This is a genomic window from Novosphingobium sp. PASSN1, from assembly GCF_002278815.1.
On record NZ_NKIS01000019.1, the window covers coordinates 1 to 26,980 of the forward strand.

The window sequence follows — 26,980 nt, forward strand, 5'->3', positions numbered from 1 at the left end:
GGCACAAGCACACTCGGGCATCAGGACAGCTAATCCCAATGAAACACGAGGTCGCCACTTCAACCTCGATTAATCCCGCTTACCATCCCCAACCGGTGTCGCCGCTGCAGCAACAACGCCCTCTCGTCGGAGATGGCCTTAAGTTATGCGGGGTTTGATGGGTGGGGGATAAGTTTTTATTTGTCCCTGCAAAGGACCGCGCAGCACGAGCTGCGCCTGTCAACGCGTACCGATGCGCAGCTCTTGCTGCGCGTTCCCATTCAGCGGCTTCGGCGGACATCGGCGCATGCGCCGAAACCCCGCGAGCGGGGAAGCTGTCCCGAAGGGACTGAAGGGGTGTTCAGCGGGGATAAGTGTTGTTTTTTCGCTCCCCTCTCCCACTGGGGTCGACCTGTAGGTCGACGGGTCGGGGGTGAGGGCCTTTAGGGCGTAAAAGCTACTTGTTCTGGGCAAATGAAAACTCGCCAACCCGCCTTATAGATTGGGTGCGTGTAAGCCCTCACCCCCGCCCCTCTCCCAGAGGGAGAGGGGAGAGCGGCAGCAGCTGGGACACGCCGCTTCCCCACTGGTGGGGAAGCTGTCCCGAAGGGACTGAAGGGGTAGGTTTCCATCTGGAAGGCTTTGGTGCAGGCCCTGCCTGCACCAAAGGCCACCCTCAATTGTTTGTGGGCGATTTGACGAGTCAAGTCCGCTTCGCGCCGCTGCGCGGCAGATTTCTGAAAGAAATCTGGACTTGACGCGACACATCGCCCGATCACGATATTCAAAGCGGTTTGGTGAGACAGAAGGATCACCAAAACCGCTTCTAAATAGAAACCCCATCAAAAGGACCGCGCAGCACGAGCTGCGCATGCAATCGCGATGACAAGCGCAACTGTTGTTGCGCGTTCCCCTTCAGTCCCTTCAGGACAGCTTCCCCAAGGCTGCCGCATGCCGCTTAAGTTTTTATCTGCACGCTCCTAACCCCCTCACTTCCCCGCTTTAGCCGCCTCAATCGCGATAAGATTATCGTCGCTGTTGCGATCAATCCGCTTCACATAGGGATCGATGCCGACAAAGCCCGGTTCGGGGACGGCAGGCAAAGTTAGGACCAATTGTTGACGACCGCTGCGGATAGGGCGGCGTTCAAACGCCAGAACATTGGCTTTGGTAAAGACCTTGTCTTCGGGCTTTTGATTAAAGACGCCCACTTCCCAAGCTTCCGACATGGGGGCCTCGGTCTCTTTGCCTTCGCCATCGGCATAGAGCTTTTTGGCCTCGACCGTCAGCGTCACTTGCCACCGGCCATCTGGCAATTGGACCTTAGACGCTTCCGCCACTTTGGCATCATAAAGCGTGATCTTCTCAAACAGATCGGTGATTAGCTGTTGCTTGACGGGATCGGGTCCCACTTCAGCGCGCAGGTAGGTGATGAATTGGGCGCTGGTAGGATAGGGCGCAGGCTTGAACGCGAATTGGGCGATCAATTTGCGAATGGCGGCATTGACTGGTGCCTCCCCCACTTCATTACGCAGGAAGTACATCACCAAGGCACCCTTATTATAATGGATATAGCCTTGGTTCTCGCCCCGCATCAGCGGCAATTCTTCCACCACTTCGCTGCCGCGTGCGCCCAGATAGGAATCGAGCTCATTCTTTAGGAATTGGCGGACATGATCTGGCCCCAACATGTCTTCCATCACCAAAAGCGCACCATATTGAGAGAAGCTTTCTGACAACATGGTCGAGCCTTGTTTGTCACCGCCCACAAATTGGTGGGCAAACCATTGGTGTGCGATTTCGTGCGCGGTGACGAAGGTGACGAGGTCAATCTTCGTCGGGTCTCGATTGGCCTGCAGCCAGCCAATGTCCTCACTGAACGGCACGGTGTTGGCAAAGGACTGGGCAAAGGCCGCATAGGCTGGAAATTCCAAAATGCGGAATTGGCGGAACTGGTAGGGCGAGAAGCGCTCGGAGAACAGGGTCAAAGACCGATGCGCCGCCTTTTCCATCCGCTCTAGGTTCGCGGTATGATTGGGGTGATAGTATAATTCCACCGAGACAGGCTTTCCCGCCACTTGGACTTGCGAGCGCTTTACACCATAGCGCGCCGACTGGATCGAGAAGAAGTGGTGGATGGGCGCTTCGGTTACAAAACGACGCGTGATGCGGCCGTCCTTCTTGGTCTCAGAAACCTGGTAACCGGGCGCGATGGGAATTTGATCATCATCGGTGCTGACTGTGATGTCGGCATTCACCCAATGGCTGTCAGGCCGCAAATAATGGTGTGCATCGCCCTTAGGATCTTCCAATTTAAAGGGGCGACGGTCTGGGTCGAGGCCATATTTGCGCCGCTTGGACCGATCGGTCATCCAATTGCCGCGCGAGACGCCGAGGATGGGTGTCAACTCAAAATTATCGAGGAAGGTGCCATTGGCGATCAAGCGGCTCTGCCCACTGCCATTGGTGAAGCCCTTACGGCCATAGGTGGTTTCAAACGTCACAATGCGCTTTTCACCCGCTGCCATCGGCTTCTCAAACCGGTAGAGTGTCACATTATAGTCCGGCCAAGCCTTTTCAACGACCACGCCGGGGATGGATAGGCTGGCGCGTTCTACTGTTGATCTGTCGGGCAGCGCGGCAATAATGCGTGACAGTGGCGCGCCGGTTTGGTTTTCGATGACATAGCTGCCGGTCACATCGGCTTGGCGATCCTTTAGGCGCAGATTGACGTTGAGTTTTACGTCCGTGATCGTTGGGCCTGGCATCTCCTCATATTGGGCCAAAGCCTTTTCGGCATTGGCTAGGCTTTCTTCGCCCGCGACGCTTGATTGATAGATGTTGAGCACATTGGTGTTGTAAAAAATCCACCCGCCAAGGCCGGCAAAGGCGGCAAGGGCTGAGGCCAGAACAAGCCCTGTCGCGCCCATCATGCGTCGTGGGAATCGGTTGATCCGCGGCATCAATCGTGTCTCCGCCCCACGACGCCACAGGCCGTAGGATAGGATCACCAGAACGACACAGAAAGCACCCCAATAGAGGTCAAACCACGTTTTTCCGATCCAGAAATGCGCCATGCCGTTAAAGGCGCTTAAGGGTGTGCCGGGGTTGCCGCCGTAATTATAGAGATTGTGCTGGAAGCCCATGCTCGCCAGCGTGATCGAGGCGACGAGATAAACCAAGAGACAACCCCAACCTACATATTTATTGGGCGAGAGCGCTTGGAAAAAGACAGCCAAAATAGCGAGTTGCAGCCCCGAAATGGTGCCCGGAACAATCCACCAGAGCAAATAGCCCACGGGTTCAAGGCCTGCGTAACCTTTGAAGAGCTGCACCCCCATCGCCGCCAGCATGCCGACGACATTGGTTGCCAACAGAACCAGAAAGATCGCCAAGACTTTTGGGAAGACAAAGGCCCAATCGCTGACCGGGGTGGAATCGATAATCTCTGCCATGCGGCGCTCGCGGTCGCGCCACACAAGGTCACCCGCATAAAAGCCGGCAATGATGATGGGGATGATGGAGAAAGAGCCTTGCAAGGCCACGACCATCAGGCGTGTGACCGGCTCAATCGCGGTGCCCCGCACTTCATCCGCATAGAGAAGGGCGCCCATGGCGTTAAAAAGGCCCAAGACCAATAGTACAAAGAAAGCCGGGCTGAAAATCACCGCCTTCACGTCAAACGCGGTGCGCGCCCAGAGCTGCGCCAAGCGCACTTGGCCGGTGAGGACAGGCGCGATGACGGGTGCGGTAGCCACGATTGGTCCAACGACGGCTTTACCAGCCTTGGCTGCCTTGTCTGCCTTCACACCTTTGCCGCCCGGGCGATAGATGAAATAGGAGAGGCCTAGAAAGGCCAAAGCAATGCTGAGCCAGATGGCTCGGTTCTGCAGAAATGTGCCGACCAGTTCTGGCAGGCGCGTGTTGCGGTCTGCCGCCGTCCAATATTCGGTCTGGCGGAACAAGGCGCTGACGCCAGTAGGGTCAAATAGGCCGGCAATGTCCTTCATGTCGGGCTTGTCGAAGATGACGCCCGTGGTCACCCAAGCAACCAAAATGCCGATCAGGCCCAGATAGGCCCCCATCATGGAGCGGGTCGCGGTAGCAAAGGCAAACAACATCGCGCCAAATACGAACAACATCGGCAAGGCGATAATGAAGTAAGCAAAGGCATAATGGGCCAAAATCAGCGGCCCGACCTTCTCTTGATCCAGCCACGGCATGAGCGAGCCGATCAAGATCGCCAGCGGCACCGACAGATAGCCCACCGCTGCTGCCAGCCAAGACCCGGCAAAACGGCCATACAGATAGGCCGCTTTGCCCAAACGTGTGGCACGTAAAATGGGGCCATAGCCGGTCTCGTCATCGCGTGTGACCGAATTGGCGACAAAGGCTGTCACGGCAAACAGCGCAAAAATCCCCATCACCATCATGGTTTGATTGATGGCAAAGGGCGAGTTGATATTCGTATTGCCGGTGCCCCCGATCTGGATTTCATCGACCGTGACGGCCCCGAACGTCAGCAGAAAGAAGAGGGTAAAGCTGACCCAGAGTACCGGGTTACGAAGCTGATAGCCGAACTCAAAGCCGGCCACAGACAGGAATTGGCGCAAGGATTTCATAATGTCTGTCCCGATCTCAAGCAGCAGCGCGCGTAGCGGCGAGGGTTGAGAAATAGACGTCTTCCAGCCCCCCTTCGACGGCATTAAAGCCGGGCTCTGGCTCTTGGTCGGCCAACACATGAATGACGGTCTCGCCGCCAAAGAGGCGCGAGGAGATGACTTGCATCCGCGCTTGATAATCCGCGAGCGCGGCGCGCCCAATGGTCTTGCGCCATACCCGCCCCGACAGCGCGTGGGTTAGGTCTTTGGGTGCACCCTCTGCCACAATCTTCCCACCGGCCAGAATGGCCATGGCCGGGCAGAGATCGGCGACATCTTCCACGATGTGGGTGGAGAGGATCACGACCACTTCATCGCCAATCGCGGCCAATAGGTTCAAGAAGCGGTTGCGCTCTTCAGGGTCGAGGCCCGCGGTCGGTTCGTCCACGATGATCAGCTTGGGGGCACCAATCAAAGCTTGTGCGATCCCAAACCGCTGCCGCATGCCGCCGGAAAAGCCCGCGATGGCTTTGTTGCGCACCTGCCAAAGATTGACTTGGTTCAATAGGCCTTCAACGACTTCCTTGCGCTCTTTAGCGCCAGCAAAGCCCTTTAGGATGGCCATATGGTTCAGCATGTCTTTGGCGGTGACGCGCGGATAGACGCCGAAGTCTTGCGGCAGATAGCCCAAAGTCTCGCGCAAGAGTTCGGGCTGTTGCAGCACGTCAATCTTACCAAACTCAATCGCGCCAGAGGTCGGCGTTTGCAGCGTGGCGATGGTGCGCATCAAGGTCGATTTGCCAGCACCATTGGGGCCGAGCAGTCCATACATGCCCGGCGCTATGGTCAGATTGATGTTATCAAGCGCCTTGACGCCATTGCTATAGACATGCGTCAGGCCGGTAATCTTTAACATGTTAGTCCCCCGTTTTGCCGGAGGGTAACGTGCGCGTTATGAGGCGGCAATGCCCCCAGATAATTAAATTAACGTCATAAACCTCTAGGATTATGCCCCTTTTTATCCAATTTCTAAGCCAAAAGCCGAATGGCGTCGCGGAGACGTATCACACGACCTCGTTACAAAAAATCTCATGACTTTATGTCATGGTTGATGCCCATGAGTAGACCAAGTCATTGTCAATATTTGATCACAGGGCAAGCCCAAGTGCCCCCTAATTCAAAGGTGCAAAACGATCTCAAAGGGAGAATACAGCCCAACTGAAAGCTTCATTATTGTGCCAATAAACAAAAAAGGGCCCAAGCCTTTCGGCTTGAGCCCATTTAGAAGGAGATTTTTTCTTGTTGTTCGGTTTAGCGGAACAGCGACAGAGCCGACTGCGACGAGCTGTTGGCAATCGACAGCGCTTGAATGCCAAGCTGAGACTTGGTTTGCAGGGCCTGCAGTTTCGCGCTTTCCTTGGCGAGGTCGGCGTCTGCAATCGCCCCGATCCCGTTGTTCAATGCGTCCTGCAGCTTACCGATGAACGTGCGGTGCACGTCCAAACGCTTTGCGCCAGCACCCCAGGTTGCCAATTGGGTACCCAAGTTGGTGATGGATGCGTTCACAAGGCCCAATGCGGTGCCCGAAGTGGTGTTGTCCGTCAGAACGCTACCAGCTGCGACGGTCACAACCGTACCACCCAATGCCAAACTGGCACCGTTGACCGTGATGGTGTTACCACCCGCCGCGTCGCCCAAGGACACAGCATTGCTCGGCGTACCTTGGATCATGTTCGCGCCGTCGAATGAAGCGTTTGCGATGACGCTGGTGATTTGGTCACGGAGCTGGGCAAAGTCGGCGGCAAGCGCTGCCTGTGCAGATGCCGAGTTACCAGCTTGGGTGCCGGCCAAAGCCTTGCCCTTCATTTCGTTCAGAAGTTCCATGATGCTCTCACCAGCCGCAATGCCGGTGTCGAGGATGGAGGCGGCGCGGTCAGTCGATTCACGAACGCGGTCATAGGCACCAACGTCGGAGCGCATCTTATTGGCGATAGCCCAGATCGCACCATTATCTTTTGCGGAGGCGACCTTCAAACCCGTCGAAATCGCGTTTTGGGTTTTGTCGAGGTCGGAATTGGTCTTATTCAAAGTTTGAAGCGCGACCATAGCGCCTTGATTCGTGTTTACGCTGAGCATTTCTAGCCCTCATCCATACTTGGTTGTCCCCCGCTACGAGCGAGGTGTATTCGTTTTGAATACCAGACCAGCGTAAAATTGAGTTCTGAATCCGGCGTTGAGAAACATGGTAAACAAATTCCTACCAAAAGAGAGAATGCAGTATTGTTGGGTAATGGAAATGGTTGATGGATGTTTTCAACTGAAATCAACAAACGAACCAATCAACAGAATGCTATGACATTTTTTGAATATTTATGGTTTATTTTGGAAGCCTTGTACGACCTATAAAGCCCGTATCGAGGCCGGTTGGCAGGTTTTAAAAAAATTTGGGGGCCGCTGCGATTCACCCTTTTTCGCGCCGCTTTTTCTGAACCAACGACCAAAAGAGGGCACGACGGAGCCGCTTGAAAGTCGCTTGACCGATCGGATTGACCAAGTTTGCCCGCCAATTCAGCGATAGACTTTAATGCTTGCGGACGAATTCCGCACGCAGCACGAGGCCGCGAATGGTGTCGTGCTTGCAGTCAATTTCCTGCGCATCGCCCGTCAGGCGGATCGAACGGATCACGGTGCCTCGGCGCAACGTTTGCCCAGCCCCCTTCACATCGAGATCTTTGACGAGAACCACGGCATCGCCGTCTTGCAACACATTGCCAACCGCATCGCGCACCACGACAGCGCTTTCCGCCTGTGTCCGCGCAGCCAATTCGGAGGCCGGCATCCACTCCCCGCTCGCTTCATCATAGACATAGTCGTCGTCACTGGCGGTCATGGGCGGTTCCTTCAATCTTTAGACACCTCTCATTGACATGCTGGCCGCTAGAAGACAAGTTTGAACAGTAGTAACTGATACTTCATACATCAAATAGGTGGCCTCCATGCTGACTTCCGCTCAACTCAAAGCTGCCCGCGCGCTTCTTGGCCTCGACCAAAGTGATCTGGCAACAGCAGCTGGGGTATCTTTGCCGACCATCCAACGCATGGAGGCAAGCGACGGCATTGTGCGGGCGCAGGTCGACAGCCTGATGAAAGTCTTGGGCGCACTTGATCGGCTGGGCGTTGAGGTCATTGGCCCCGAGCAGCCGAGCCATGCGCGCGGCAGGGGCGTGAGGCTAAAAGATGAATGAAGTCGCGCCGGACCCTGCCCGAACCTTTAAGCCCAAGCTCATCAGCGTTCTAAAAGAGGGCTATGGCTTAAACGCCTTTGGAAAGGACGCCTTGGCTGGGGCAACGGTGGCTGTGGTTGCGCTACCCTTATCGATGGCCATTGCCATTGCGTGCGGACTACCGCCCGAAAAGGGCTTGATCACCGCGATTGTCGGCGGTCTGATTGTTTCAGCAACGGGCGGGAGCCGGTATCAAATTGGCGGACCCGCAGGGGCCTTCATTGTGCCCGTAGCCGGAACCGTATTGGCGCATGGCGTTGCGGGCCTGATCACGGCGACCTTTCTCTCGGGCATTTTTTTGGTTCTTGCAGGGGCGCTTCGTCTCGGCCGCTTTGTGCGTTTGATCCCTAAAGCGGTCGTCCTAGGGTTTTCAGCTGGCATTGCGATCATCATTGCAGCCAGCCAGTTGCATGACTTTCTGGGGCTACAGATTTCCCATGAGCCCGCTGAACTAGCCGAAAAGATCCGCACACTGATTTCAGCGCGAGCGAGCTTTAACCCCGCCGCCTGCGCCCTTGCGATTGCAACCATGGCGGTCATTCTGTTGGCGCGTCGCTGGAAGCCCGCTTTTCCCGGTATGCTGCTGGCCATTGTGGTGACAAGCCTTGCGGCGGAGCATTTTCACCTACCAATTGAGACTTTGGGTGATCGGTTCAGCACCTTGAAGGGCGTTTGGCCTGCCCCGAGCTTACCCCAATTGGACCCCGCCTTTATCATGAAGCTTCTGCCAGCTGCCGCATCTTTTGCTTTGTTAGGGGCGATTGAATCGCTCTTGTCAGCGACGGTGGGGGACACGATGGGCGGGAGGCAACATCGACCCGAAGCTGAATTGGTTGCCCAAGGCCTAGCCAATATGGGGGCGGCACTATTTGGCGGATTTTGCGTCACGGGGACAATTGCCCGTACGGCCACCAATATCCGCGCGGGGGCCCATGGCCCCATTGCAGGCATCCTTCATGCCATCTTTGTGCTGATTGCCTTCTTGGCCCTGATGCCGCTGGCCGCCCATATTCCCTTTGCCGCCTTAGCCGGGGTACTGATGGTGGTGGCATGGGGCATGATCGAGCGTCATGAGATCGCCAGTGTCGCCAAATCCTCTTTCGGCCAGGCGACCGCAATGCTGGTTACTTTGCTGGTGGTCGCTTGGTTTGATTTGACCGCAGGCATAGCCGCAGGCTGCGTGATTGTTGCGGTCAGCACGTGGACGAAGCGGCCAAAGCCGCCACAGGCCTGAGGCAGGCGCTTTGATGCACCTGCCGCCAACTATTTCAGGGACCAAGCCGCACCAAATGTACGCCGCCCTCATGGTCGGTCAGATTAAACGCCCGCCCCGTAAAGCGGGTTGCAAGGTCCATCGCCGTCAGCAAATGCTGGGTTGGTTTGACCGTCGTGAACGCGCCGCGCCCAGCAAGGACAAAGGGCAAGATCAATTGATCCGCCAGATGTGGCCCAGCGAAGGCGATGCTGTCCTGATAGCCTTGCATCCGCGCAGCAGCCACTTTCCCCAATTGTTCAGCCGGGACGCCCAATTGCCCAAAGCCACTTACCAGCTCGGTTACATGGGTATAGCGCGCGGTCAGCATCAGGATCACGCCGGGGCCTTGATCGGCTGGCAGCTCTCGAACCGAGAAGGCACTTTCTGGCCAAGTCGGAAAAGCCGCCTGTACGCGGCCGCGAAGGCGTCTCGCCACATCAAAGGAGAGGCCCGCGAAGTTTGCCTCACAGGTTGCATCCACGAGCGCACCGCGATCCAGACATGCGATGGGGCGCAAAGGTGCCGGCTCGATATCGATCTCAATCCGCCCACCACCACGGGGGTAAAACCCATGCCGGATCAGACGTGCGGAAACCTTCGGCCCCATTTGATTGATCAGGGGCAGAAAGCAGCGCTCCAAGAACTCAAAGGGCGGTGCGCCCATCGCGTGGGTCCCGCCTTCGAGAACCAATTTCGAGGGGCCATCCGCAAAGATCAGCGGCATGAGGATTGTTTGCAACACGAGGCCGGTGGATCCCGCAGTACCAATTGAGAATTGATATTCGCCCGGCGTTATCTTGCCCGGGCGAAAGGTCAATTCGGTGGCACCGACATGGATGCCGTCGCAAACAGACCCCGAGATGTGGCGCGCGGCTTCCACCGCTGTCGCGTGCTGACGCATGAGGCCGGGCTTTGAGCGCTTGGCGCGAATATTGGTCAGGTGAAACGGCTCACCCGTGATGAGCGACAAGGCGCACGCATTGCGCACCATTTGCCCGCCGCCTTCACCTTCCGACCCATCAATACTAATCATCTTAACTCACTTAATCTCATTGTTTTGGACAAGTGGTGGCCACCAAAAGTGCCAACAGATGCGCCCCTTTTTTGTATCCGTATGAAGCACGAAATCGCCTTCGCCGCACGCAAGCCGTTGAAGGCAAGCTATCAGGTCGACATAGCCTGCCGCCCCGATCGTCAACAGCAGTTGGTTGCCTTCTTCGACCAGTTCTAGACCAGCTAGCTCTGACGAATAAGCGACGCGAAGCTTGGACACCTGCCGATCACAGACTTGATTGTAGCCAATTCCGTGCAACAGCGCCTCAGAAACCGGCTCCAAAGGCAGGGTTCGGTAGGAAGCATGATCGTTACGAAGAAAATCAATCAAGGCAATGAAAGCTTGCGCGCCTTGCCCGTCAGCTGACACATGCCAGCCACGCCAGCCCTGTTTTGGCTGGCGATACTGCCAAATCCACAGCTTCCCCGTAAACACAGGGGGCGATTTCCAAGCCTGCATTTGAGCCTCCAAAATCTCTGAAACCCGTGTGAAGGGCATTACCCCTTCACACAGACAACTTGCTTCAGCGTATGGACAATCTCCACCAGATCAGCCTGCGCGGCCATCACGGCTTCGATTGGTTTGTAGGCCTTCGGCGTCTCATCGATCACGCCTGCGTCCTTGCGGCACTCAACCCCTTCGGTGTCACGAATGTGCTCGTCCAAGCTGACACGCCGCTTGGCCTCGTTACGAGACATCACGCGACCTGCACCATGGCTGCAGCTATGGAAACTCTCGGGATTACCAAGGCCGCGAACGATGAAGCTTTTGGCCCCCATCGATCCCGGAATGATGCCCAAGACATCCTTAGCGGCCCGAACAGCACCCTTACGGGTCACCAAGACATTTTCACCGAAGTGATTTTCCCGCGTCACATAATTGTGGTGACAGTTAACCGCCTCCAATTCTGCTTCAAACGGTTTGGTGATCTCGCGCCGCAGCGCGGCAATGACATTGGTCATCATCATGCGACGGTTCAAAGCGGCAAAGTCTTGCGCCCAACCAACCGCTTCAACATAGTCATTGAAATGATCGGTCCCCTCCGGGAAATAGGCCAAGTCCTCATCGGGCAAGTTGATATGCCACTTGCGCATATCTTGCTTAGCCAATTCGATGAAATAGGTGCCAATGGCGTTACCGACCCCGCGGGATCCAGAGTGTAACATCACCCACACCCGCGCCGCTTCATCGAGACATAATTCAATGAAGTGATTGCCGGTCCCCAAGGTTCCTAGATGCATCAAGTGATTGGTGTTCTTGAAGCGTGGGTATTTGGCACAGATCAGGTCAAACCGCTCAACCAGATTGGCCCAAGCCGCAACGATGGCAGGTGGTGGATTGCTCCACGAGCCCTTATCGCGTGCGCCACGCCCGACCGTCCGACCATGGGGCACCGCCACCTCAATCGCCCGGCGGATGCCCTCCAGATTATCTGGCAAGTCATGCGCCATTAGCGAGGTTCGCGCCGCCATCATGCCGCAACCAATGTCGACGCCGACAGCGGCAGGAATCACAGCCCCCTTGGTCGGAATAACCGATCCAACTGTGGCCCCAATCCCCACATGAACGTCGGGCATGGCGGCAACATGCTTGAAGATGAAGGGCATCTTCGCCGCACTCGCCAGCTGTTCGCGTGCCTTATCGTCAACGGGAACGCCGCGCGTCCACATTTTGATCGGCACCCCACCTTCAACGGCGGTAAATTCAAATGCTGCCTCGCTCATCGAAGCTCTCCTTCTCTCTTCTCTAGAGAGGTCTGGCCGCAATGTGCGGCAAAAGACCTCTCGTGCAAAACTGTTTTTTGGAACTTCCGGGGCAGCCGGCCCATTCCGGCTGCCCCATCCATTCCTGCGGGCTGAGCTGTTTGACTGACCCAGCGCCTATACAAAAGCAACGCCTGTGCCAACTTGTGCCAAGTCGCACAGGAAAGTTTTTATCCAACTGATTTTATACACTGTTTTTTCTTAATTTTGATCAATGCGAGCAAAAAATGCCAATTTCATCCTAAGCAATTTGTATATTTCTATATAAGAATATATAATCTTGGCGCATGAGACCGATCACCGTCATCAGTATTCTTGGCTCGACCCTCGACGCCTCCCCCTATGGCCCAGCGCGCTGGCAGAAATGGCGGCCATCGGTGGGAATCTGCATGCATGAGGAGTTGCGGGTCGACCGCTTCCTGATGATCCACGACACCGCCCATCGGCGTCTTGCTGAGTTTGTCAGCGCCGACATCGCCTCGGTCTCGCCTGAAACCACGGTCGAGCGCCACGCCGTAAGTTTCAAGAACCCTTGGGACTTTGAAGAGGTTTATGGAAAGCTTCTTGACTTCGCCCGTGCGCAAAAACTCGACCCTGAGGCGGAAGATTATCTGATCCACATCACGACCGGCACGCACGTCGCGCAAATCTGCCTCTATCTGCTGACAGAAGCGCGCTATCTGCCGGGCCGCTTGCTCCAGACCCAGCCCAAGCGCGGCATCCCCGATGCTGCAGGCGATTGGAGTGTGATTGACCTCGACTTGTCGCGCTACGATTCCATCGCCACCCGTTTCGCGAAAGAAAGTGCTGAAAGCACGTCGTTTTTGAAATCGGGCATTGAAACGCGCAGCCGCACCTTCAACACCCTGATCGACGAGATTGAACAGGTAGCCAGTCGCACCCGTGCCCCTATCCTATTGATGGGGCCGACCGGGGCAGGCAAAAGCCAATTGGCACGGCGCATCTTTGAACTCAAAAAACTCAAGCACCAAGTCAATGGCCCCTTGGTGGAGGTCAATTGCGCGACCTTGCGCGGCGACAGCGCGATGTCGGCCTTGTTTGGGCATAAGCGAGGCTCGTTCACGGGCGCATCAGCCGATCGTCCGGGGCTGTTACGGGCCGCAGATGGCGGGCTGTTGTTCCTCGATGAAATTGGCGAACTGGGCTTGGATGAGCAAGCCATGATCCTGCGCGCTATTGAAGATAAGCGCTTTTTGCCCGTTGGGGCCGACCGGGAAGTGCACAGCGACTTCCAACTTATCGCGGGGACCAACCGAGACCTCGCCCAGAGCGTCGCGCAGGGCCGGTTCCGCGACGACCTCTTTGCGCGCCTCAATCTCTGGACATTTTCGCTACCGGGCCTCGCCGCGCGACGCGAAGATATTGCGCCCAATCTCGACTATGAGCTCGATCATTATGCCGCGCGTGAAGGCACAAGGGTGACCTTCAATAAAGAAGCACGAGAGCGCTATTTGGCCTTTGCCATGTCGCACGATGCGGCATGGTCTGGGAACTTCCGGGACTTGGCCGCCAGTGTCACGCGGATGGCGACCTTCTCGCCCAAGGGCCGGATTGATAGTGACGTCGTCGCCACTGAGATCACCCGACTGCAACGCGTGTGGACAGGCAGTACGACCCCGACCGATGATTTGGCCGACATTTTGTCTGCCGAAGAGCTGGATGGCCTAGACCCCTTTGATCGCGTTCAATTGGCCTATGTCGTCGCCACCTGCCGGACCAGCCCGTCACTGTCCGAGGCTGGGCGCAAGCTGTTTGCTGCCTCCCGAACCAAGCGGGCGAGCGTGAATGATGCCGATCGACTGCGTAAGTACCTCGGGCGCTTCGGCATCACGTGGGACCAACTTGCTGTCTAGGCAGGGACTTGCGTCCACCCCAAGCGCACCGCCAGACCACCGAGCTCTGAGGTTTCCAAGGTCAAATTTCCGCCGCTGGCGACGATGAGGTCGCGCGTGATGGCAAGGCCGAGGCCTTGGGTGCCAATTGCTTCGTCAAGGCGAACGCCACGCTCGAGCGCCAGACGGCTCTGATCCTGCGACAAGCCCGGCCCATCGTCCTCGACCGAGACCATCAAGCCACCAACTACGACACGGGCGCGAACTCTGATGAGGTGGCTGGCATGGCGGGTAGCATTATCCAGAAGCGCGCCCAGCACTTCAAAGGCGCTTTCCTCGGTCAGGGGCACCAGACAATCCTCTCCCACCTCTATCTCAAACCGCTTGCTGGCACCGGCAGGGGTACGCCCGACCACGCGAACCAAACGCTCTATCACCGGTCCTAGCAGACACGTACCGCGCGCATCGGGGGCCAATTGGGCACGCGCCAATTCTGCCTGAACTGCAATATTGAGGACCGACAGACTTTCCTGCAGGGCCGTTTGCGACTTGGCATCGCCTAGGTCGCCCACTTGCATTTTCAGCGCCGTAAGCGGGGTCTTCAGCGCATGAGCCAAGTCGCGCGCCCGGTCGCGGGCTCTGGCCATATCGTCACTTCGCGCATCGGCCAGCGCATTTATCGCCTGGATCAACGGCCCAACTTCTTGCGGATGCTCTCCTGACTCCAGCCGGGCCCTGGAATCGGCTTTCAGACCCGTCAGCCGCGCCCGCAGCGCCGCCAGTGGCTGTAGGCCCTGGGTCACTTGCACCACCGAGGCCAAGGTCAAAACCGACCAGAGCAGCAAGAGGAAAAGCGCGAGTTCTTGGGCAAAATCCTGCCTTGCCTGCGTGATAACAGCATGGTCCTGCCCAACTTCGATCAATAGCTCTGGCCCTTTTGCGTCCGGGCGGATGGTACGGGCCACCCGCAACATGGCGGGCTCAAACGGACCCTTGGTCGTCAAGCTTTCCCATGTTTGAGACGGGGCCTGCGTGAGCGAAGGCCAAGCGCCATCCCAAAGCGAGCGCGAGCGTAAATTGCCTTTCTCGCTGGAGACATACCAGTAAAGGCCGCTGGCAGGGCGGGTAAATCGCGGGTCATACAGAGCCTGGCTGAGCACGGGCTTCCCGGCCGCATCCATGGACATGCCTGCAACCAAGGCTTCGCCCTGACGGATCAACTCCGCCCTCACTTGCCGCTCTGTATGGCGCTCAAACAGCAAGGATAGCGCAACCCAGGAAAAGCCTAAGGCTAAGCCATTCCACAGCGCGGCCAAAGCAAACAGCCGGACCTTGAGGCTGTTGGACCTTTTGCTCATGGGGCTAAGTCCCGCAACACATAGCCAAAGCCGCGCCGCGTCTCGATGGTCTCAGACCCGATCTTGCGGCGAAGGCGCGCCACCAAGGCTTCGACCGCATTGGCGTCCAGCATGTCGGTTCCGTGCAAATGCTCGCCCAATTCACCAGCCGATAAGGGTCGCCCGCCAGCATTGGCGAGTAGGTCTAAAAGCCGAAACTCCAAGGGCGAGAGGCGCACTTGTGCCCCGTCATAGGTGGCAGTGGCGCGAAACAGATCGAGGCTAAGGCGGCCCGCAGTAATCACATTGCCGGTGCGTCCAGCGGCCCGGCGGATCAATCCACGCAAGCGGGCGATGAGCTCTGGCGGCTCAAACGGCTTGGCGAGATAATCATCGGCCCCCGCCTCAATACCTTCAACCTTTTCTGCCCAAGACCCGCGTGCGGACAAAATAATGACCGGCATGGTACGGCCTTCTTGCCGCCAACGCTTCAAGACAGACAATCCGTCCAATCGCGGCAAGCCCAGATCCAGAATGACAGCATCGAAGTCTTCGTCACTACCCAGCGCCCAAGCCCGTTCTCCATCGCCACAAGCTTCAACCAAAAAGCCCGCTGCCTCGAGACTTACCTTGAGAGCAGCGCTGATCACGGGATCATCTTCGACCAACAATACGCGCATCAATCGGCCTCCCGCTTCAGGATTTGGCCCGTCGCAGCGGCAATCTCCAACTCAATCACGCGGCCTGACGGCGCAAGGATTTTAAACTCATAGACGTCTTGACCATGCTCATTCTCCAAATCCACTTTCACGACTTCTCCCGGCACGGCGGCAAGGGCGATGGCTTGGACTTTGAGGAAGGGCAGATTGTTGCTTGCCGGTTGAACCGGACCTTCGTGTTGCGCAGGCGCAGGCGCTTGCGGCGGCTGCCCACAGCCAGCCAGCACGGCAAGGATCACGACAAGAAAAGGGCCAATCCGCTTCATACCACCCCTCTGTAACGAATTGGCGCTGACATCAAGCTGACGCTTTGCTGACGATTGGGAACGGCAGGGCGTCAGGAAGGGGCGGGTAAGGTCGGATAATCAACAACCCAAACCGGAGACTTCACATGGCCCTTTCAACCCCTATCCGCATCGCTCTTGGCATTGGTGTCGCCGCACTGGCAGTCGCAGGATTTGCTGTCGCTTCAGGCCAATTGTCGCCAGCCAAGAGCACGACAAATACCAATGCAATAACCAGCCAACCCACCAACCAAATCAGCGACAGGGATCAGGACGACCGTGACGACCGTCAGGAGAGCCGTACCGAATCCCGCGTGATCGACGCCAAGACTGGCCAAGTCCTGACCGAGGATGTGCGCCGCAGCGAAGATCGTACGCGTCATGAGCGCGGCGAGGATGAGTCGCAGGAAAGTAACGACGATCATGGCGGGCGCGATCATGACTGAGGCCGCAGCCCCCTCACCCAGCGCCGCGTCTGAGCCCAAGCCCGAAACCAATTGGGTGAGGGTTTGGGACCCACTGGTCCGCATCGGGCACTGGCTGTTGCTGATCGCTATTGCCACGGCCTTGATCACACGCGGCGAGCCCGAAACCCTGCATCAAGCAGCGGGCTATTTCGTTGCGGGCTATGTGGTGTTCCGCCTGTTCTGGGGAATTGCCGGGCCAGAGCATGCACGCTTTGAAAACTTCCTCGCCTCACCCATGGCTGCCTTTCGCTATCTGGCCAATTTGGTGACCGGCAAAGGCACGCGCCATATCGGTCACTCACCACCGGGTGGCCTCATGGTGATTGCTTTGCTAATCGCCATGAGCTTGACCGCCGGGACCGGCATGGCGATGGAAAACCACACGCCCGTGCCCGCCGCCTTTCAAAGCGTCCTGCAGATCGAAGATCGCGGACGCAGCGATGAAGACGATAGCCCGTGGGAAGATCTGCATGAGGCCAGCGCAAACCTGATCTTAGCACTGGTGATCCTGCATATTGGCGGCGTCGCGCTTGCCTCAATCGGTCACCGCGAGAACTTGGTCCGCGCCATGGTGGATGGCAAGAAGCGGGCGGAGTGAGGGGCGTGATCAATCGACCCTCTGAGAAATTGAGCCAAAAGCCCCTTCAGTCCCTTCGGGACAGCTTCCCCGCGAGCGGGGAAGCGGCGTGTACCAATTGATGCCGGCGACCGCTTCCCCGCTCGCGGGGAAGCTCCGGCGAAGCCGGTGAAGGGGTGAGTTTTCTTTGAAGCCACAACGCTGGCCAACAATACACTCCAGTCAGAGCGCAAAACTAAGTATATCCTTTATGCAGAAATCGGTTGCATAAATTACCATTCGCTTTCAAATCGAGTTTCAGAAAGCGCAGGCAAGTTTTGACAACTTTGCATCCGCAATAGGAGACGTGTTGTGGCAGATGATGGCCCCTTGAAGATGGCCGATGTGGCCCGCTTGGCGAAGGTGTCTATGTCCACGGTTTCGCGAGCGCTGGCCGATAACCCGCTAATCCCAGAAGATCGGCGCCGCGAGATCCAGCGCATTGCGGCAGAAGCTGGCTATGTCATCAATCAATCGGCGCGTTCGCTGCGCATGCGCAAAACCCAGACGATTGGTGTGGTGTTTCCACTCGGCCATGATGTCGGGCAATTGATCTCTGACCCATTCTTTATTGAGATGTTTGGCCGTTTGGCCGATGAGATCACGACGCGGGGCTATCAAGTGCTGCTGTGCCGCGTCACCGACACGTCGGAAGGTTGGCTCAATCGGATCATCCAATCCCATCGCCAAGATGGCTTGGTGATTGTCGGCCAATCCGATCAACATGAAGCCCTGAATCAAGCCGCTGAATCCTATCATCCCTTGGTCGTCTGGGGCGGGCATTTGAACGGACAGACCTATTGCTCGGTCGGGACCGATAATATTGGTGGTGCACGTCGGGCAGTGGATCATCTCTTGGGCCTTGGCCGCAAGCGGATTGCGTTTTTGGGGATGCTGGAATTGCCCGAGATCAGTCTGCGTTATGAAGGCTATGTGCGGGCCTTGCGTGCGGCAGGTATTGAGCAAGACCCTGCCCTTGTTATCCCCGCGCATTTCTCGTTTGAAACCGCCTATGAAGCTGCGCGCGAATTGATCGAGAGCGGCACTGAGTTTGATGCCATCTTCGCCACCTCTGACATTATCGCCCTAGCCGCCATTCAAGCGCTAGCGGCCGCTGGCATGGATGTGCCTGGGCAAGTCAGCGTCGTGGGCTTTGACGATATTGCCATCGCCGCCCAATCGACCCCGCCCTTGACCAGCGTACAACAAGACCTCGCCAAGGGCGCCAAGACCATCGTCGACCTCTTATTCAAACGCATGGCGGGCGAAGATGCGCCTTCGGCAACGCTTCTGCCTAAACTTGTCGTGCGTAAGTCCTGCGGCGGCACGAGCGCCGGTTAAACCTCCCCACCCTGAAACAGCCGAATGGGTCACAATTGCAACTTGCGCTTGCTTTTGCAATCGATTGCGTTAGCGTTAATCCTCGATAACAGAGCGCATAAGCGCCGGTGTATTTTTGGGAGAAAGAACATGACTCAACCGGCGATGAAGCCGCACCTGCCACTATGGCGCATTGCGGAAATGAATCTGGGCTTTCTCGGCTTGCAGTTCAGCTTTGGCCTGCAACAGGGCAATATGGGCCCGATCTATAGCTATCTGGGCGCAGACGAAGCCTCTTTGCCCTTGCTGCAACTCGCTGGTCCGCTAACAGGTCTTTTGGTCCAGCCCATTATTGGCGCGATGAGTGACCGCACCGCCAGCAAATGGGGCCGCCGCACGCCCTATTTCATCGCTGGGGCGATCATGTGCTCGCTCGGCCTGTTCTTCATGCCGCTCAGTTCGTCCATCCTGATGGCGGTATCGCTTCTGTGGATTTTGGACGCGGGCAATAACATCACGATGGAACCGTATCGGGCCTATGTCAGCGACCGCCTAAACCCCGATCAACGCCAATTTGGCTTTCTGTCACAGAGCGCCTTTACAGGTCTGGCGCAAATGCTGGCCTTTCTATCACCTTCGATCATGATCAATCTTTTGGGCTTTGATGTGAATGCCGTCGATGCCCACAATATCCCTGAAACAACCAAAGTCGCCTTTACCATTGGGGCGGTCTTATCGATCAGCACGATCCTTTGGTCGGTTTTCAGGGTGCGCGAACTGCCACTGACCGAAGCGGAATTGGCCTATATCAAGAGTAAACCGCTGACAGTGAAAGGGACGCTCCTCGAAATCTGGGATGCCATTGTCACCATGCCTCAAGTGATGCGCAAACTTGCGCTCATGAGTTTGTTTCAATGGTACGGGATGGCGGCCTATTGGGGCTATATCATTTATTCAATCGGCCGTTCGGTCTATGGCACGTCCGAGGCTGTGTCCGAAGGCTTCCGAATGGCGGTGGTCACCAATGGGGAAATTGGCGGCTTTTATAATGGGATCGCCTTTATCGCAGCCTTTGCGATGGTGCCCTTTACCAAGCGCTATGGCCCGGAAATCATGCACGCATGTTGCCTCACCTTAGGCGGTATTGGCATGCTATTCATCCCCCATATCAGCGACAAGGCCCTCCTCTTCATCCCAGCCATCGGGATCGGATTGGCGTGGGCCAGCATCATGGGCAATCCGTTTGTGATCCTCTCAGGCGCTGTGCCGCCAGAGCGCACGGGCGTTTACATGGGGATTTTCAACATGATGATTGTTATCCCGATGCTTCTGATCGCTGCTACTCTGCCCTTCTATTACAAGCCCCTGATGGGCGGTGACCCACGCCATGTGATCACCATGGCTGGCATCATGTTGATGATTGCGGCAGTCTGCGTCTTGTGGGTGCGGGATAAGCGTCCCGCTTAGGCAGGATGATGGCAATCGATTGGCTACAGATTGGACTGGCTCAGCGCGACCTTCAGGATATGGAGGGCGCGCTTGAGGCTTTAGAGCGTGCTGTCACCGACAACCCTACAAACCCCATCGCCGCCTTTGCCCATGCGCAAGTGCGGTTTGAGACAGGCCGCGATGCGGTTGCAGCTTTTGAGCGCGCCTTACACTTCGACCCCGCCAATCCGCAGCTGATCCGCACCTATACCGCAGCTTTGGCCGCCGAAGGCGAGGCAGAGCGCGCTCAATCCATCCTGCTCGATACCTTGGCCCTTCATCCCCAATGGCTCGACGGCCACAAAAGCTTGGCGACTTTGCGGGTGGCAATTGGCGCGCGGGAGAGTTTTGACGAAAGCTATCAACGCGCGATTGCGGCTTTGCCCGATAGCCTCAGCCTGCGGCTAGCCCACATCCATCTCCTCTCGACCGCACGGGCGTGGGAAGCGGCGCGCGCCAGCGTCGAGGCAGCGCGGCAGGCCTTCGGCCCAAGTCGAGGGTTGGAAGTCGCGCGAATCTCAATTGAGAGTGAAAGCGGCGGGCCGTTAAGTCGGGACCCAGATTTGTTTGATGCTTTAGCAGATTGGGCCGACCCTGGCCTTGATGTGTGCCGGGTCCGTCACGCCCTGCGCCTTGGCAATCCAGAGGCAGCTCTTGCCCGCGCGAAGCCCTATCTTTCAACACCCCACGCCCGCTTGTTCTGGCCCTATGTGTCTTTGTGCTGGCGCCTGCTCAATGATCCATTGTCAGACTGGCTCGATGGGATGACGGCGGACTATGTGCGCGCCATCGACTTGGACCTAAATACGACAGAGCTTGCCGAACTGGCCACCCGGTTGCGCGCACTCCACACCGCCCAAGCCCCCTATATTGAGCAATCGGTCAAAGGCGGTACGCAGACTGATCGACAGCTATTTTTCCGCCCCATCACGATTATCCAGCTGGTGCGCGACAAGATCGTGAAAGCGGTGGCGACCTATCTGGCTGAGCTGCCCTCACAGCAGACAGCGCATCCGTTGCTAGCCCCGCCGCGTGACCGACCCATCCTGTTTGAGGGCAGTTGGTCCGTCTTGTTGAAGGCGGGCGGTTTCCATAGCATCCATACCCATCCCCGTGGTTGGATCAGTTCAGCCTTGCATATCGATATGCCAAGCGCGACGGATGCGGGCCCGGCGCCTGCGGGCTATTTGCAATTTGGCGAAGGCCCGCCCGAGCTAAATCTCGCGCTTGGCGTCAGCCATCAAGTGGCCCCTCAAGCGGGGACACTCGTGCTATTCCCCTCAACCCATTGGCACCGGACGGTACCTATTGAAGCGGGTGAACGCTTAAGCTTGGCGTTTGATATTCGCGAGCCAGCTTAGTCGATGATACGGGTGTTCGCACCGTCCAGTCGCAAATGGCTGGAAGGCGCAATTGAGCCTGCGAATTGGGCTTGTTTGAGGGCTGAATCTTGGTGGATATCGCCACCCTTGAGGCCCCAGAAGTCCAAGAAGCTCACCACTTCCAGCGAGGGCAGCACTTGCCACGCATAGGCTTGGCGCGGCTCTTCTGGCGGATTGGCAAGCACAAGGCCTGAACCATTCAACGGCTCAAACGGTCCAAACAGCGAAGGTCCAACCATGCCGAAAAGCCCGGTTGGACCTTTGGCAAAGCGGGCATCAAAGATGTGGGATTGGGTCGACCAAAATACGTAATAGAGGCCATCGCGCACAAACATATGCGGCCGCTCCATCTCGCTGGCGAGGCCAAAGGCATCGAGAATGGGGGGCAAGAGCTCAAACATCTGGTGCCCGTCGACATCGGTCGCCTTGGCTAACCCAATCACGCCATCATAGGGACTAGCGGGCAAATGCGAGGCGCGCGAGGCGGTAAACATCACATAGCCCGCCCCATCGAGGGGATCACGGAACCAATAAGGGTCGCGGAAGCCCTTAATTTGACCGGGCACGCCTTGGGTGATGGACAGGTCAGCATAATATTGGCTGGGATTGGCGACCGTCGGGGTCAGGTTACGCCACTGGGTGACGCAGGGCAGCGCCCCCGTTACGTCCAGCGTGCCAACAGCATGGAACAAGCGCTGCTCAAAGTCTGGCTTGGCTTCGCCACGTCGGCCAGCGGCAGTAAACCAAAGCGTGACTTCGCCAGTTGCCGGATTAAGCCTTGTCGAGCCTGACCATTCGCGGCTGCCGGGGGAAAAGCCATCGGGCAACAGATTGCCGCAATCCTGCCAACCCGCTTCCGACTTCAAGAGCAAGCGCATCCGCGCCATATTGTGACGCTCATCGGGGTCTGGCAGACGAGGCGCAGACAACATCACCCACAGGCTGCCGCTGTCGAGCTCAAGAAGGTCGCCATTGTCCAATTGGACGGGCCAAATGTCCCACAAGGTCAAAGCGGGGTTGAGATGGTGGACATCGTCCTGCCCAAAGACGCGCGGACAGGGCAGATTGGCGAAATCAATCTGCGCCAGATGCGACGCACGCCAAAAGCTCGGCCGCCAAGCTTGCTTGTGATCAGACAGGAGGTTCGGAGAAGGGGTAGAAGGCAAGCTGAATTCGTCCTGATCGGTCGTCATCGAAATGAAAGGTCATGAAGGTGGCGGGAGGTCACTTAGGCAATAGCCCCTTCTGCCGCACAATGGGTGTTCACAAAGGCTTGGTGGCTGGAGACTTGCTCGGCGCTGGCCACCATCGCGGCTTTCAGTTTACCGAGATAATCGCGGCCATCGATGCCCCGGAAGTCAAACACGGGGTCGACATCTTGGGGGATATTGCCTTGTCCAATATGGACCGCAAGCCAGCTTGGCTGACCAAACAAATCCATATCGCGCGCGATATGACGCCCATACCGGCGGAAGTGGTCAATCTTGAGCTTGAGTGTGTCTGGGATGTCCATGCTGGCGCAATAGCGCCACAACGGGCTGTCATCCCGTGTCGTCAGCTTATAGTGCAAGACCAAGAAGTCACGGATGCGCTCAAACTCGGTCGACGCGATATGGTTGTACTCGTCCACGATCAACGGATCAAAATCGCGCTGTGGGAAGAGGGCAAGCAGCTTTGAAATGCCGGCTTGGATCAAGTGGATCGAGGTGGATTCAAGCGGCTCTAAGAAACCACTGGACAGGCCAATGGCCACCACATTCTTGTCCCAAAACTTGTCGCGACGCCCGGTGGTAAAGCGCAGCTTGTTCGGCCCGGCCAATGCCTCTCCGTCCAGATTGGCGCGAAGTGAGGCTTCGGCATCTTCGTCGGAGATGAACTTGCTACAATAGACATAGCCATTGCCCGTGCGGTGCTGGAGTGGAATGCGCCACTGCCAACCGGCCTCGCAGGCGGTGGAGCGCGTATAGGGCAGCATGTCGCCAACCTTGGCGCATGGCATGGCCACGGCGCGATCGCACGGCAGCCAGTGGGTCCAATCCTGATAGCCGACTTTGAGCGCTTCGCCGATCAACAGACCCCGGAAGCCCGAGCAATCGATGAAGAGATCGCCGGTCAGCTCCAGCCCGCTCTCCAGCGTAACGCCTTCGACAAAGCCGGTCTCGCCGTGTTGACGGACGCTGACGACTTTACCTTCATGGCGCTTGACGCCTCGAGCCTCAGCATAGTCCCGCAACAAGCGCGCATAGAGGCCTGCGTCAAAATGATAGGCATAGTCGAACGTCGACATGACCTGGCGGGGGTCTGGGCTGGGGCGCGTAAAGCGGCCACGCTGTGCCAAAGACCAAGCCATGGAGAAATCGTCAAACGACGTTGTATCGCCAGCTTCACGTGCTTTCAGCCAGAAATGGTGAAGGCCCACAATATCAAAGGCACGGCCATGAGGGCCAAAGGGGTGGAAATAGCGATTGCCCTGACGACCCCAATTCACAAACTCAATACCGAGCTTGAAGGAGCCTTTCGTCTTGGCAACAAACTCGCGCTCATCAATGCCCAGCATCTCATTGAAGGTGCGGATCGGCGGAATGGTGGCTTCGCCGACGCCCACGGTCCCGATCAATTCGGACTCGACGAGCTTAATCTCACAATCCTGCTTGAGGGTATTGGCCAAGGCGGCAGCGGTCATCCAGCCAGCAGACCCACCGCCGACGATGACGATGGAGCGGATGCGTCGATCTGATGATGGGGTCATAACGCCTCCTTGATCCAGAGTTTCAGCTCGGTCGAACAAATGGGGCCGAAAGCAGATGCGATCAGCCCCATCTATCAAGCTCCCTGCCCTGAAGGGAGCCTCATCTCGTTCTTAGCATTGGCAGGAAACCAAGTCTGGCTTCAAGCCTCCGCTTCGACAGCTTTCACTTTTTGAGCAACGCCCGTTCTATCTTTACCAGATAGAACGGATAAGCTGTTGCTCCAATTTAGATTTAACGCGCAACTTTGATCCTTAAGGATCAAAACGCGCTTTAGAAGGTGTAGCGGATCGCTGCCGTCACGGTACGACCCAAAGCTGGGTTACCACTGATGACGACTGGGTTTACAGCAGCGTTTGCCACACCACCATTACCGCGCAAGTCGAACTTGTCGAACAAGTTATAAGCCGAGAGGCTGAGTTCGATGTTCTCTTTGATTGCGTACTTCGCCGTTGCGTTCAGGATCGCACCACCTGGATATTCACGGCCAGCATCGTCGATCGACGAGGTCTGGCCCGTGGTGCTGACGCCCAAGGTGACCTTGTCGTTGAAGTCGTAATTGGCTGCGACGGTGAAGCTCAGGTCAGGAATGCCGGGTGCGCGGGTGAAGGGACCCGAGACACCGCTACCATTTGGACGCGAGATTTTTGCGTTCGAATAGGTGGCGTTACCAATGACCGAGAGTGGGCCGTTGCGATAGGTGGCATAGGCTTCTGCTCCGCTCGACTCATATTTCGCGTCGATCACGCAACCACCCGAACCGCCGGGGCAACGTGTGGCCGACAATTCAAATGTGCTCTGCTTGAAGTCGCCTTGCAGCAAGGTGAATTCCAGCGTGTAGCGGCCACCCAACAGGTCGCCACGGTTCTTCACGCCCAATTCGTCTTGGTTCACAAAGTCGACCGAAGCGGTGCGGCCAGCTTGGGTGAGCGAGCCATTGGCGTTGATCTTGCCGCTGACGGTCTGACGGTCACCGTTGAAACGGCCACCTTTCGAGCGACGTAGGAAGACGCTGGTGTCTTCGTTGACTTTGTACAAAGCCCCAAACGACCAAGAGGTATAGTCGCGGGTGTAGTTCAGATTTTCGCGAGCACCATTTGCACGGATCGTTGCGATCTGAACGCCACCGGAATTGACCAAGAATTCAGAGCCACCAGCAACGGTATTGCCGCTGGCTTCAACCGATTCAAAGCGGACCGAGCCGTCGAGAGCAAACTTTTCTGCGTCCAATTCCAACGCGATATAAGGCGCGGTGTTGGTGTAAGAGAGGTCGTAATCGCGGGCGCAGCAATCGCCCCAATTGTTGTTATAGCCCGAGATACCTTCTTGGGTCAGCTTGTTGCCTGCGGCATCAAAGAGATCCAATTGCGATGGGTTATTGCCACTCAGTTCACGCAGCGACTTGTTGACATGCCAGTCCATGGCAATGTTCTGCTTCATGTAGAAATAGCCAACCCGTGCCGTGACAGCGCCGAAGCCCGTATCGTATTTGCCGGTTAGCTTGAAGTCGTTTGCCGTGCTGCCGATGTCGCGGATGTTGGTGCGAACATTGACGTTATTGTCGACATAGGTGTCGGTGAAAGCTTGGCCAGCCTTAGGACCAGCGGCATAGCGGATGCTGGCCACAGTCGCATTGGGCAGACCTGGACGGCTGATGACCGAGCCAATCACACTGGCGCGGGTTGCGACGTTCAAGAAGGGCGCCGCAAAACCACCGCTCATATCCGTCCAACGGAAGTTGTTATCGACGCTCCAATTGTCATTCACATTGTAGCGCAACTGACCGCCCAAGGAGGTCGCCTTGGTGGTGATGCCATCCATTTTGACGCGCTCGAGCACGCCATCGCGGTTAAAGATCAAGAAGTCTTTGTTATAGACCGAATAGTTCGAGCCTTCACGGCCATCAAAGCCGGGGAATGGCTCGATGTTGGAGACTTCCAAACCATTGATCGAAGCAAGAGCTGGCGAGCCGGTATAGTTTGGCTCCTGCGTGTCAGCGATCTTCACCAGAACCCGAACAAAGCCTTTGTTGTCGGCGAAATCATGGGTCAGATTGCCCTTGATTTGGTAAGAGTTGCTGACGTCATAGCCTGCGTCCAATGGGCCGCTGCCCTTCTTGTAATAACCGCCAACGTGGAAGCGGGTCTGGTCGCTGATGGGGCCACCATAGCGGAAGTCTAAGCGGTTTTCGCTAAAGCCAAGACCGGTGCTGAGCTGGGCATAGCCACCTTGCTGTTGGCCAGTGTTGGAAATGTAGTTGATGACCGCACCTGGTGCTTGCGAGGCATAGGTGGAGGCCGAGCCACCGCGTACGCCTTCGACATTGGCGACGCTGGCGTCAAAGCGGGTCCAGTAATCATTGTTGCCGAACTGGATGTCACCGAACAAAACCGTTGGCAGGCCATCTTCTTGGAGCTGCACGAAAGGCGAACCACCCGTTGCCACTGGAAGGCCGCGCACCGCGATGTTGGAGTTACCACCTGGGCCAGCCGTACCAGCCACTTGGATACCGGGGATCATCCGCAGCAATTCTGATTCAGAACTTGGCTTGAAGTCCGCAATCGCCTGCGCATTGACGGTGGTCACGGAGACCGAGCTGTTGATTTGGGTGCGATTACCACCCGACGCGGTCACGATGACGACTTCCAGACCTTCGGGTTCTTGGGGTGCAGCTGCGGCCTGCTGGGCCATCGCAGGCGCACCTGCCGCGAGCGCAGTAACCAGCGCAATCGCAGAAACGCAATTAGAGAATTGGGCAACCTTCATAACTTAACTCCCGGTGTTTGTTTATAGCTAAGGCTCTGACGGCCTGCCTGATCTTTTTGATACCA

21 protein-coding genes are annotated in these 26,980 nt (G+C 57.0%); 8 read left to right on the forward strand and 13 right to left on the reverse strand.

Annotated features, from left to right (window positions below; genetic code table 11):
* Positions 1 to 968: 968 nt before the first annotated feature.
* The 4 genes from CFE35_RS21030 to CFE35_RS21045 form a co-directional block, all read right to left on the reverse strand.
* Positions 969 to 4,601, reverse strand: coding sequence for a M1 family aminopeptidase (locus CFE35_RS21030; protein WP_292933676.1), 3,633 nt, complete (start codon positions 4,599 to 4,601; stop codon positions 969 to 971).
* A 16-nt stretch (positions 4,602 to 4,617) separates the two neighbouring features.
* Entirely contained in the window at positions 4,618 to 5,496 is an 879-nt protein-coding gene (locus CFE35_RS21035) for an ABC transporter ATP-binding protein (protein ID WP_292933677.1), read from the reverse strand.
* A 395-nt stretch (positions 5,497 to 5,891) separates the two neighbouring features.
* Positions 5,892 to 6,716, reverse strand: coding sequence for a flagellin (locus tag CFE35_RS21040; protein ID WP_292933679.1), 825 nt, complete (start codon positions 6,714 to 6,716; stop codon positions 5,892 to 5,894).
* Positions 6,717 to 7,161: 445 nt separating this feature from the next.
* On the reverse strand, positions 7,162 to 7,470 hold the full coding sequence (locus tag CFE35_RS21045; RefSeq protein ID WP_292933681.1) for an alkylphosphonate utilization protein: 309 nt from the start codon (positions 7,468 to 7,470) through the stop codon (positions 7,162 to 7,164).
* 106 nt (positions 7,471 to 7,576) lie between these two features.
* On the opposite strand from CFE35_RS21045, the gene CFE35_RS21050 reads away from it, so the two are divergent.
* Both CFE35_RS21050 and CFE35_RS21055 read left to right on the forward strand, forming a co-directional pair.
* On the forward strand, positions 7,577 to 7,825 hold the full coding sequence (locus CFE35_RS21050) for a helix-turn-helix transcriptional regulator (protein ID WP_292933683.1): 249 nt from the start codon (positions 7,577 to 7,579) through the stop codon (positions 7,823 to 7,825).
* Entirely contained in the window at positions 7,818 to 9,098 is a 1,281-nt protein-coding gene (locus tag CFE35_RS21055) for a SulP family inorganic anion transporter (RefSeq protein ID WP_292933685.1), read from the forward strand. The genes CFE35_RS21050 and CFE35_RS21055 overlap by 8 nt, the downstream gene beginning before the upstream one ends.
* Positions 9,099 to 9,132: 34 nt before the next feature.
* Here CFE35_RS21055 and rtcA read toward each other — a convergent pair whose 3' ends face one another.
* The 3 genes from rtcA to CFE35_RS21070 are packed head-to-tail and all read right to left on the reverse strand — an operon-like array spanning position 9,133 to position 11,897.
* On the reverse strand, positions 9,133 to 10,152 hold the full coding sequence (gene rtcA, locus CFE35_RS21060; protein WP_292933687.1) for an RNA 3'-terminal phosphate cyclase: 1,020 nt from the start codon (positions 10,150 to 10,152) through the stop codon (positions 9,133 to 9,135).
* A 6-nt stretch (positions 10,153 to 10,158) separates the two neighbouring features.
* Positions 10,159 to 10,671 (reverse strand): hypothetical protein, encoded by a 513-nt coding sequence (locus CFE35_RS21065; protein WP_292933688.1) that lies wholly within the window; start codon positions 10,669 to 10,671, stop codon positions 10,159 to 10,161.
* Positions 10,671 to 11,897, reverse strand: coding sequence for an RtcB family protein (locus CFE35_RS21070; RefSeq protein ID WP_292933689.1), 1,227 nt, complete (start codon positions 11,895 to 11,897; stop codon positions 10,671 to 10,673). Before CFE35_RS21070 ends, CFE35_RS21065 begins: the two co-directional genes overlap by 1 nt.
* Before the next feature lie 326 nt (positions 11,898 to 12,223).
* Between CFE35_RS21070 and rtcR the strand changes: the two genes are divergently transcribed.
* Positions 12,224 to 13,810, forward strand: coding sequence for an RNA repair transcriptional activator RtcR (rtcR, locus tag CFE35_RS21075; RefSeq protein WP_292933691.1), 1,587 nt, complete (start codon positions 12,224 to 12,226; stop codon positions 13,808 to 13,810).
* On the opposite strand, the gene CFE35_RS21080 is transcribed toward rtcR, so the two are convergent.
* From CFE35_RS21080 to CFE35_RS21090, 3 genes are read right to left on the reverse strand one after another with little or no spacing between them, the layout of a single operon-like run.
* Entirely contained in the window at positions 13,807 to 15,147 is a 1,341-nt protein-coding gene (locus tag CFE35_RS21080) for a HAMP domain-containing sensor histidine kinase (protein ID WP_292933693.1), read from the reverse strand. The two genes, rtcR and CFE35_RS21080, sit on opposite strands and share 4 nt — an antisense overlap.
* Positions 15,144 to 15,806: a response regulator transcription factor gene (locus tag CFE35_RS21085; protein WP_292933695.1), complete on the reverse strand. Its 663-nt coding sequence runs from the start codon at positions 15,804 to 15,806 to the stop codon at positions 15,144 to 15,146. Before CFE35_RS21085 ends, CFE35_RS21080 begins: the two co-directional genes overlap by 4 nt.
* Positions 15,806 to 16,111 carry a PepSY domain-containing protein gene (locus CFE35_RS21090; RefSeq protein ID WP_292933696.1) on the reverse strand — a complete coding sequence of 102 codons (306 nt, stop codon included), beginning with the start codon at positions 16,109 to 16,111 and terminating at the stop codon, positions 15,806 to 15,808. The genes CFE35_RS21085 and CFE35_RS21090 overlap by 1 nt, the downstream gene beginning before the upstream one ends.
* 125 nt (positions 16,112 to 16,236) lie before the next feature.
* On the opposite strand from CFE35_RS21090, the gene CFE35_RS21095 reads away from it, so the two are divergent.
* The 5 genes from CFE35_RS21095 (at position 16,237) to CFE35_RS21115 (ending at position 21,381) form a co-directional block, all read left to right on the forward strand.
* On the forward strand, positions 16,237 to 16,575 hold the full coding sequence (locus CFE35_RS21095; RefSeq protein ID WP_292933698.1) for a hypothetical protein: 339 nt from the start codon (positions 16,237 to 16,239) through the stop codon (positions 16,573 to 16,575).
* On the forward strand, positions 16,553 to 17,194 hold the full coding sequence (locus tag CFE35_RS21100) for a cytochrome b/b6 domain-containing protein (RefSeq protein ID WP_292933700.1): 642 nt from the start codon (positions 16,553 to 16,555) through the stop codon (positions 17,192 to 17,194). The genes CFE35_RS21095 and CFE35_RS21100 overlap by 23 nt, the downstream gene beginning before the upstream one ends.
* A gap of 354 nt (positions 17,195 to 17,548) precedes the next feature.
* Positions 17,549 to 18,553 carry a LacI family DNA-binding transcriptional regulator gene (locus CFE35_RS21105; protein WP_292933738.1) on the forward strand — a complete coding sequence of 335 codons (1,005 nt, stop codon included), beginning with the start codon at positions 17,549 to 17,551 and terminating at the stop codon, positions 18,551 to 18,553.
* A 129-nt stretch (positions 18,554 to 18,682) separates the two neighbouring features.
* A complete protein-coding gene (locus CFE35_RS21110) occupies positions 18,683 to 19,999 on the forward strand; it encodes an MFS transporter (RefSeq protein WP_292933701.1) in 1,317 nt (438 codons plus the stop codon).
* A 5-nt stretch (positions 20,000 to 20,004) separates the two neighbouring features.
* A complete protein-coding gene (locus tag CFE35_RS21115; RefSeq protein WP_292933702.1) occupies positions 20,005 to 21,381 on the forward strand; it encodes a putative 2OG-Fe(II) oxygenase in 1,377 nt (458 codons plus the stop codon).
* Here CFE35_RS21115 and CFE35_RS21120 read toward each other — a convergent pair.
* The 3 genes from CFE35_RS21120 to CFE35_RS21130 all read right to left on the reverse strand — a co-directional run bounded on the left by CFE35_RS21120 (position 21,378) and on the right by CFE35_RS21130 (position 26,915).
* Positions 21,378 to 22,595, reverse strand: a complete 1,218-nt coding sequence (locus CFE35_RS21120; RefSeq protein WP_292933703.1) for a glycoside hydrolase family 68 protein — start codon at positions 22,593 to 22,595, stop codon at positions 21,378 to 21,380. The two genes, CFE35_RS21115 and CFE35_RS21120, sit on opposite strands and share 4 nt — an antisense overlap.
* Before the next feature lie 35 nt (positions 22,596 to 22,630).
* Positions 22,631 to 24,151 carry a tryptophan halogenase family protein gene (locus CFE35_RS21125; RefSeq protein WP_292933705.1) on the reverse strand — a complete coding sequence of 507 codons (1,521 nt, stop codon included), beginning with the start codon at positions 24,149 to 24,151 and terminating at the stop codon, positions 22,631 to 22,633.
* Positions 24,152 to 24,422: 271 nt separating this feature from the next.
* Positions 24,423 to 26,915, reverse strand: coding sequence for a TonB-dependent receptor (locus CFE35_RS21130; protein ID WP_292933707.1), 2,493 nt, complete (start codon positions 26,913 to 26,915; stop codon positions 24,423 to 24,425).
* Positions 26,916 to 26,980: the final 65 nt, after the last annotated feature.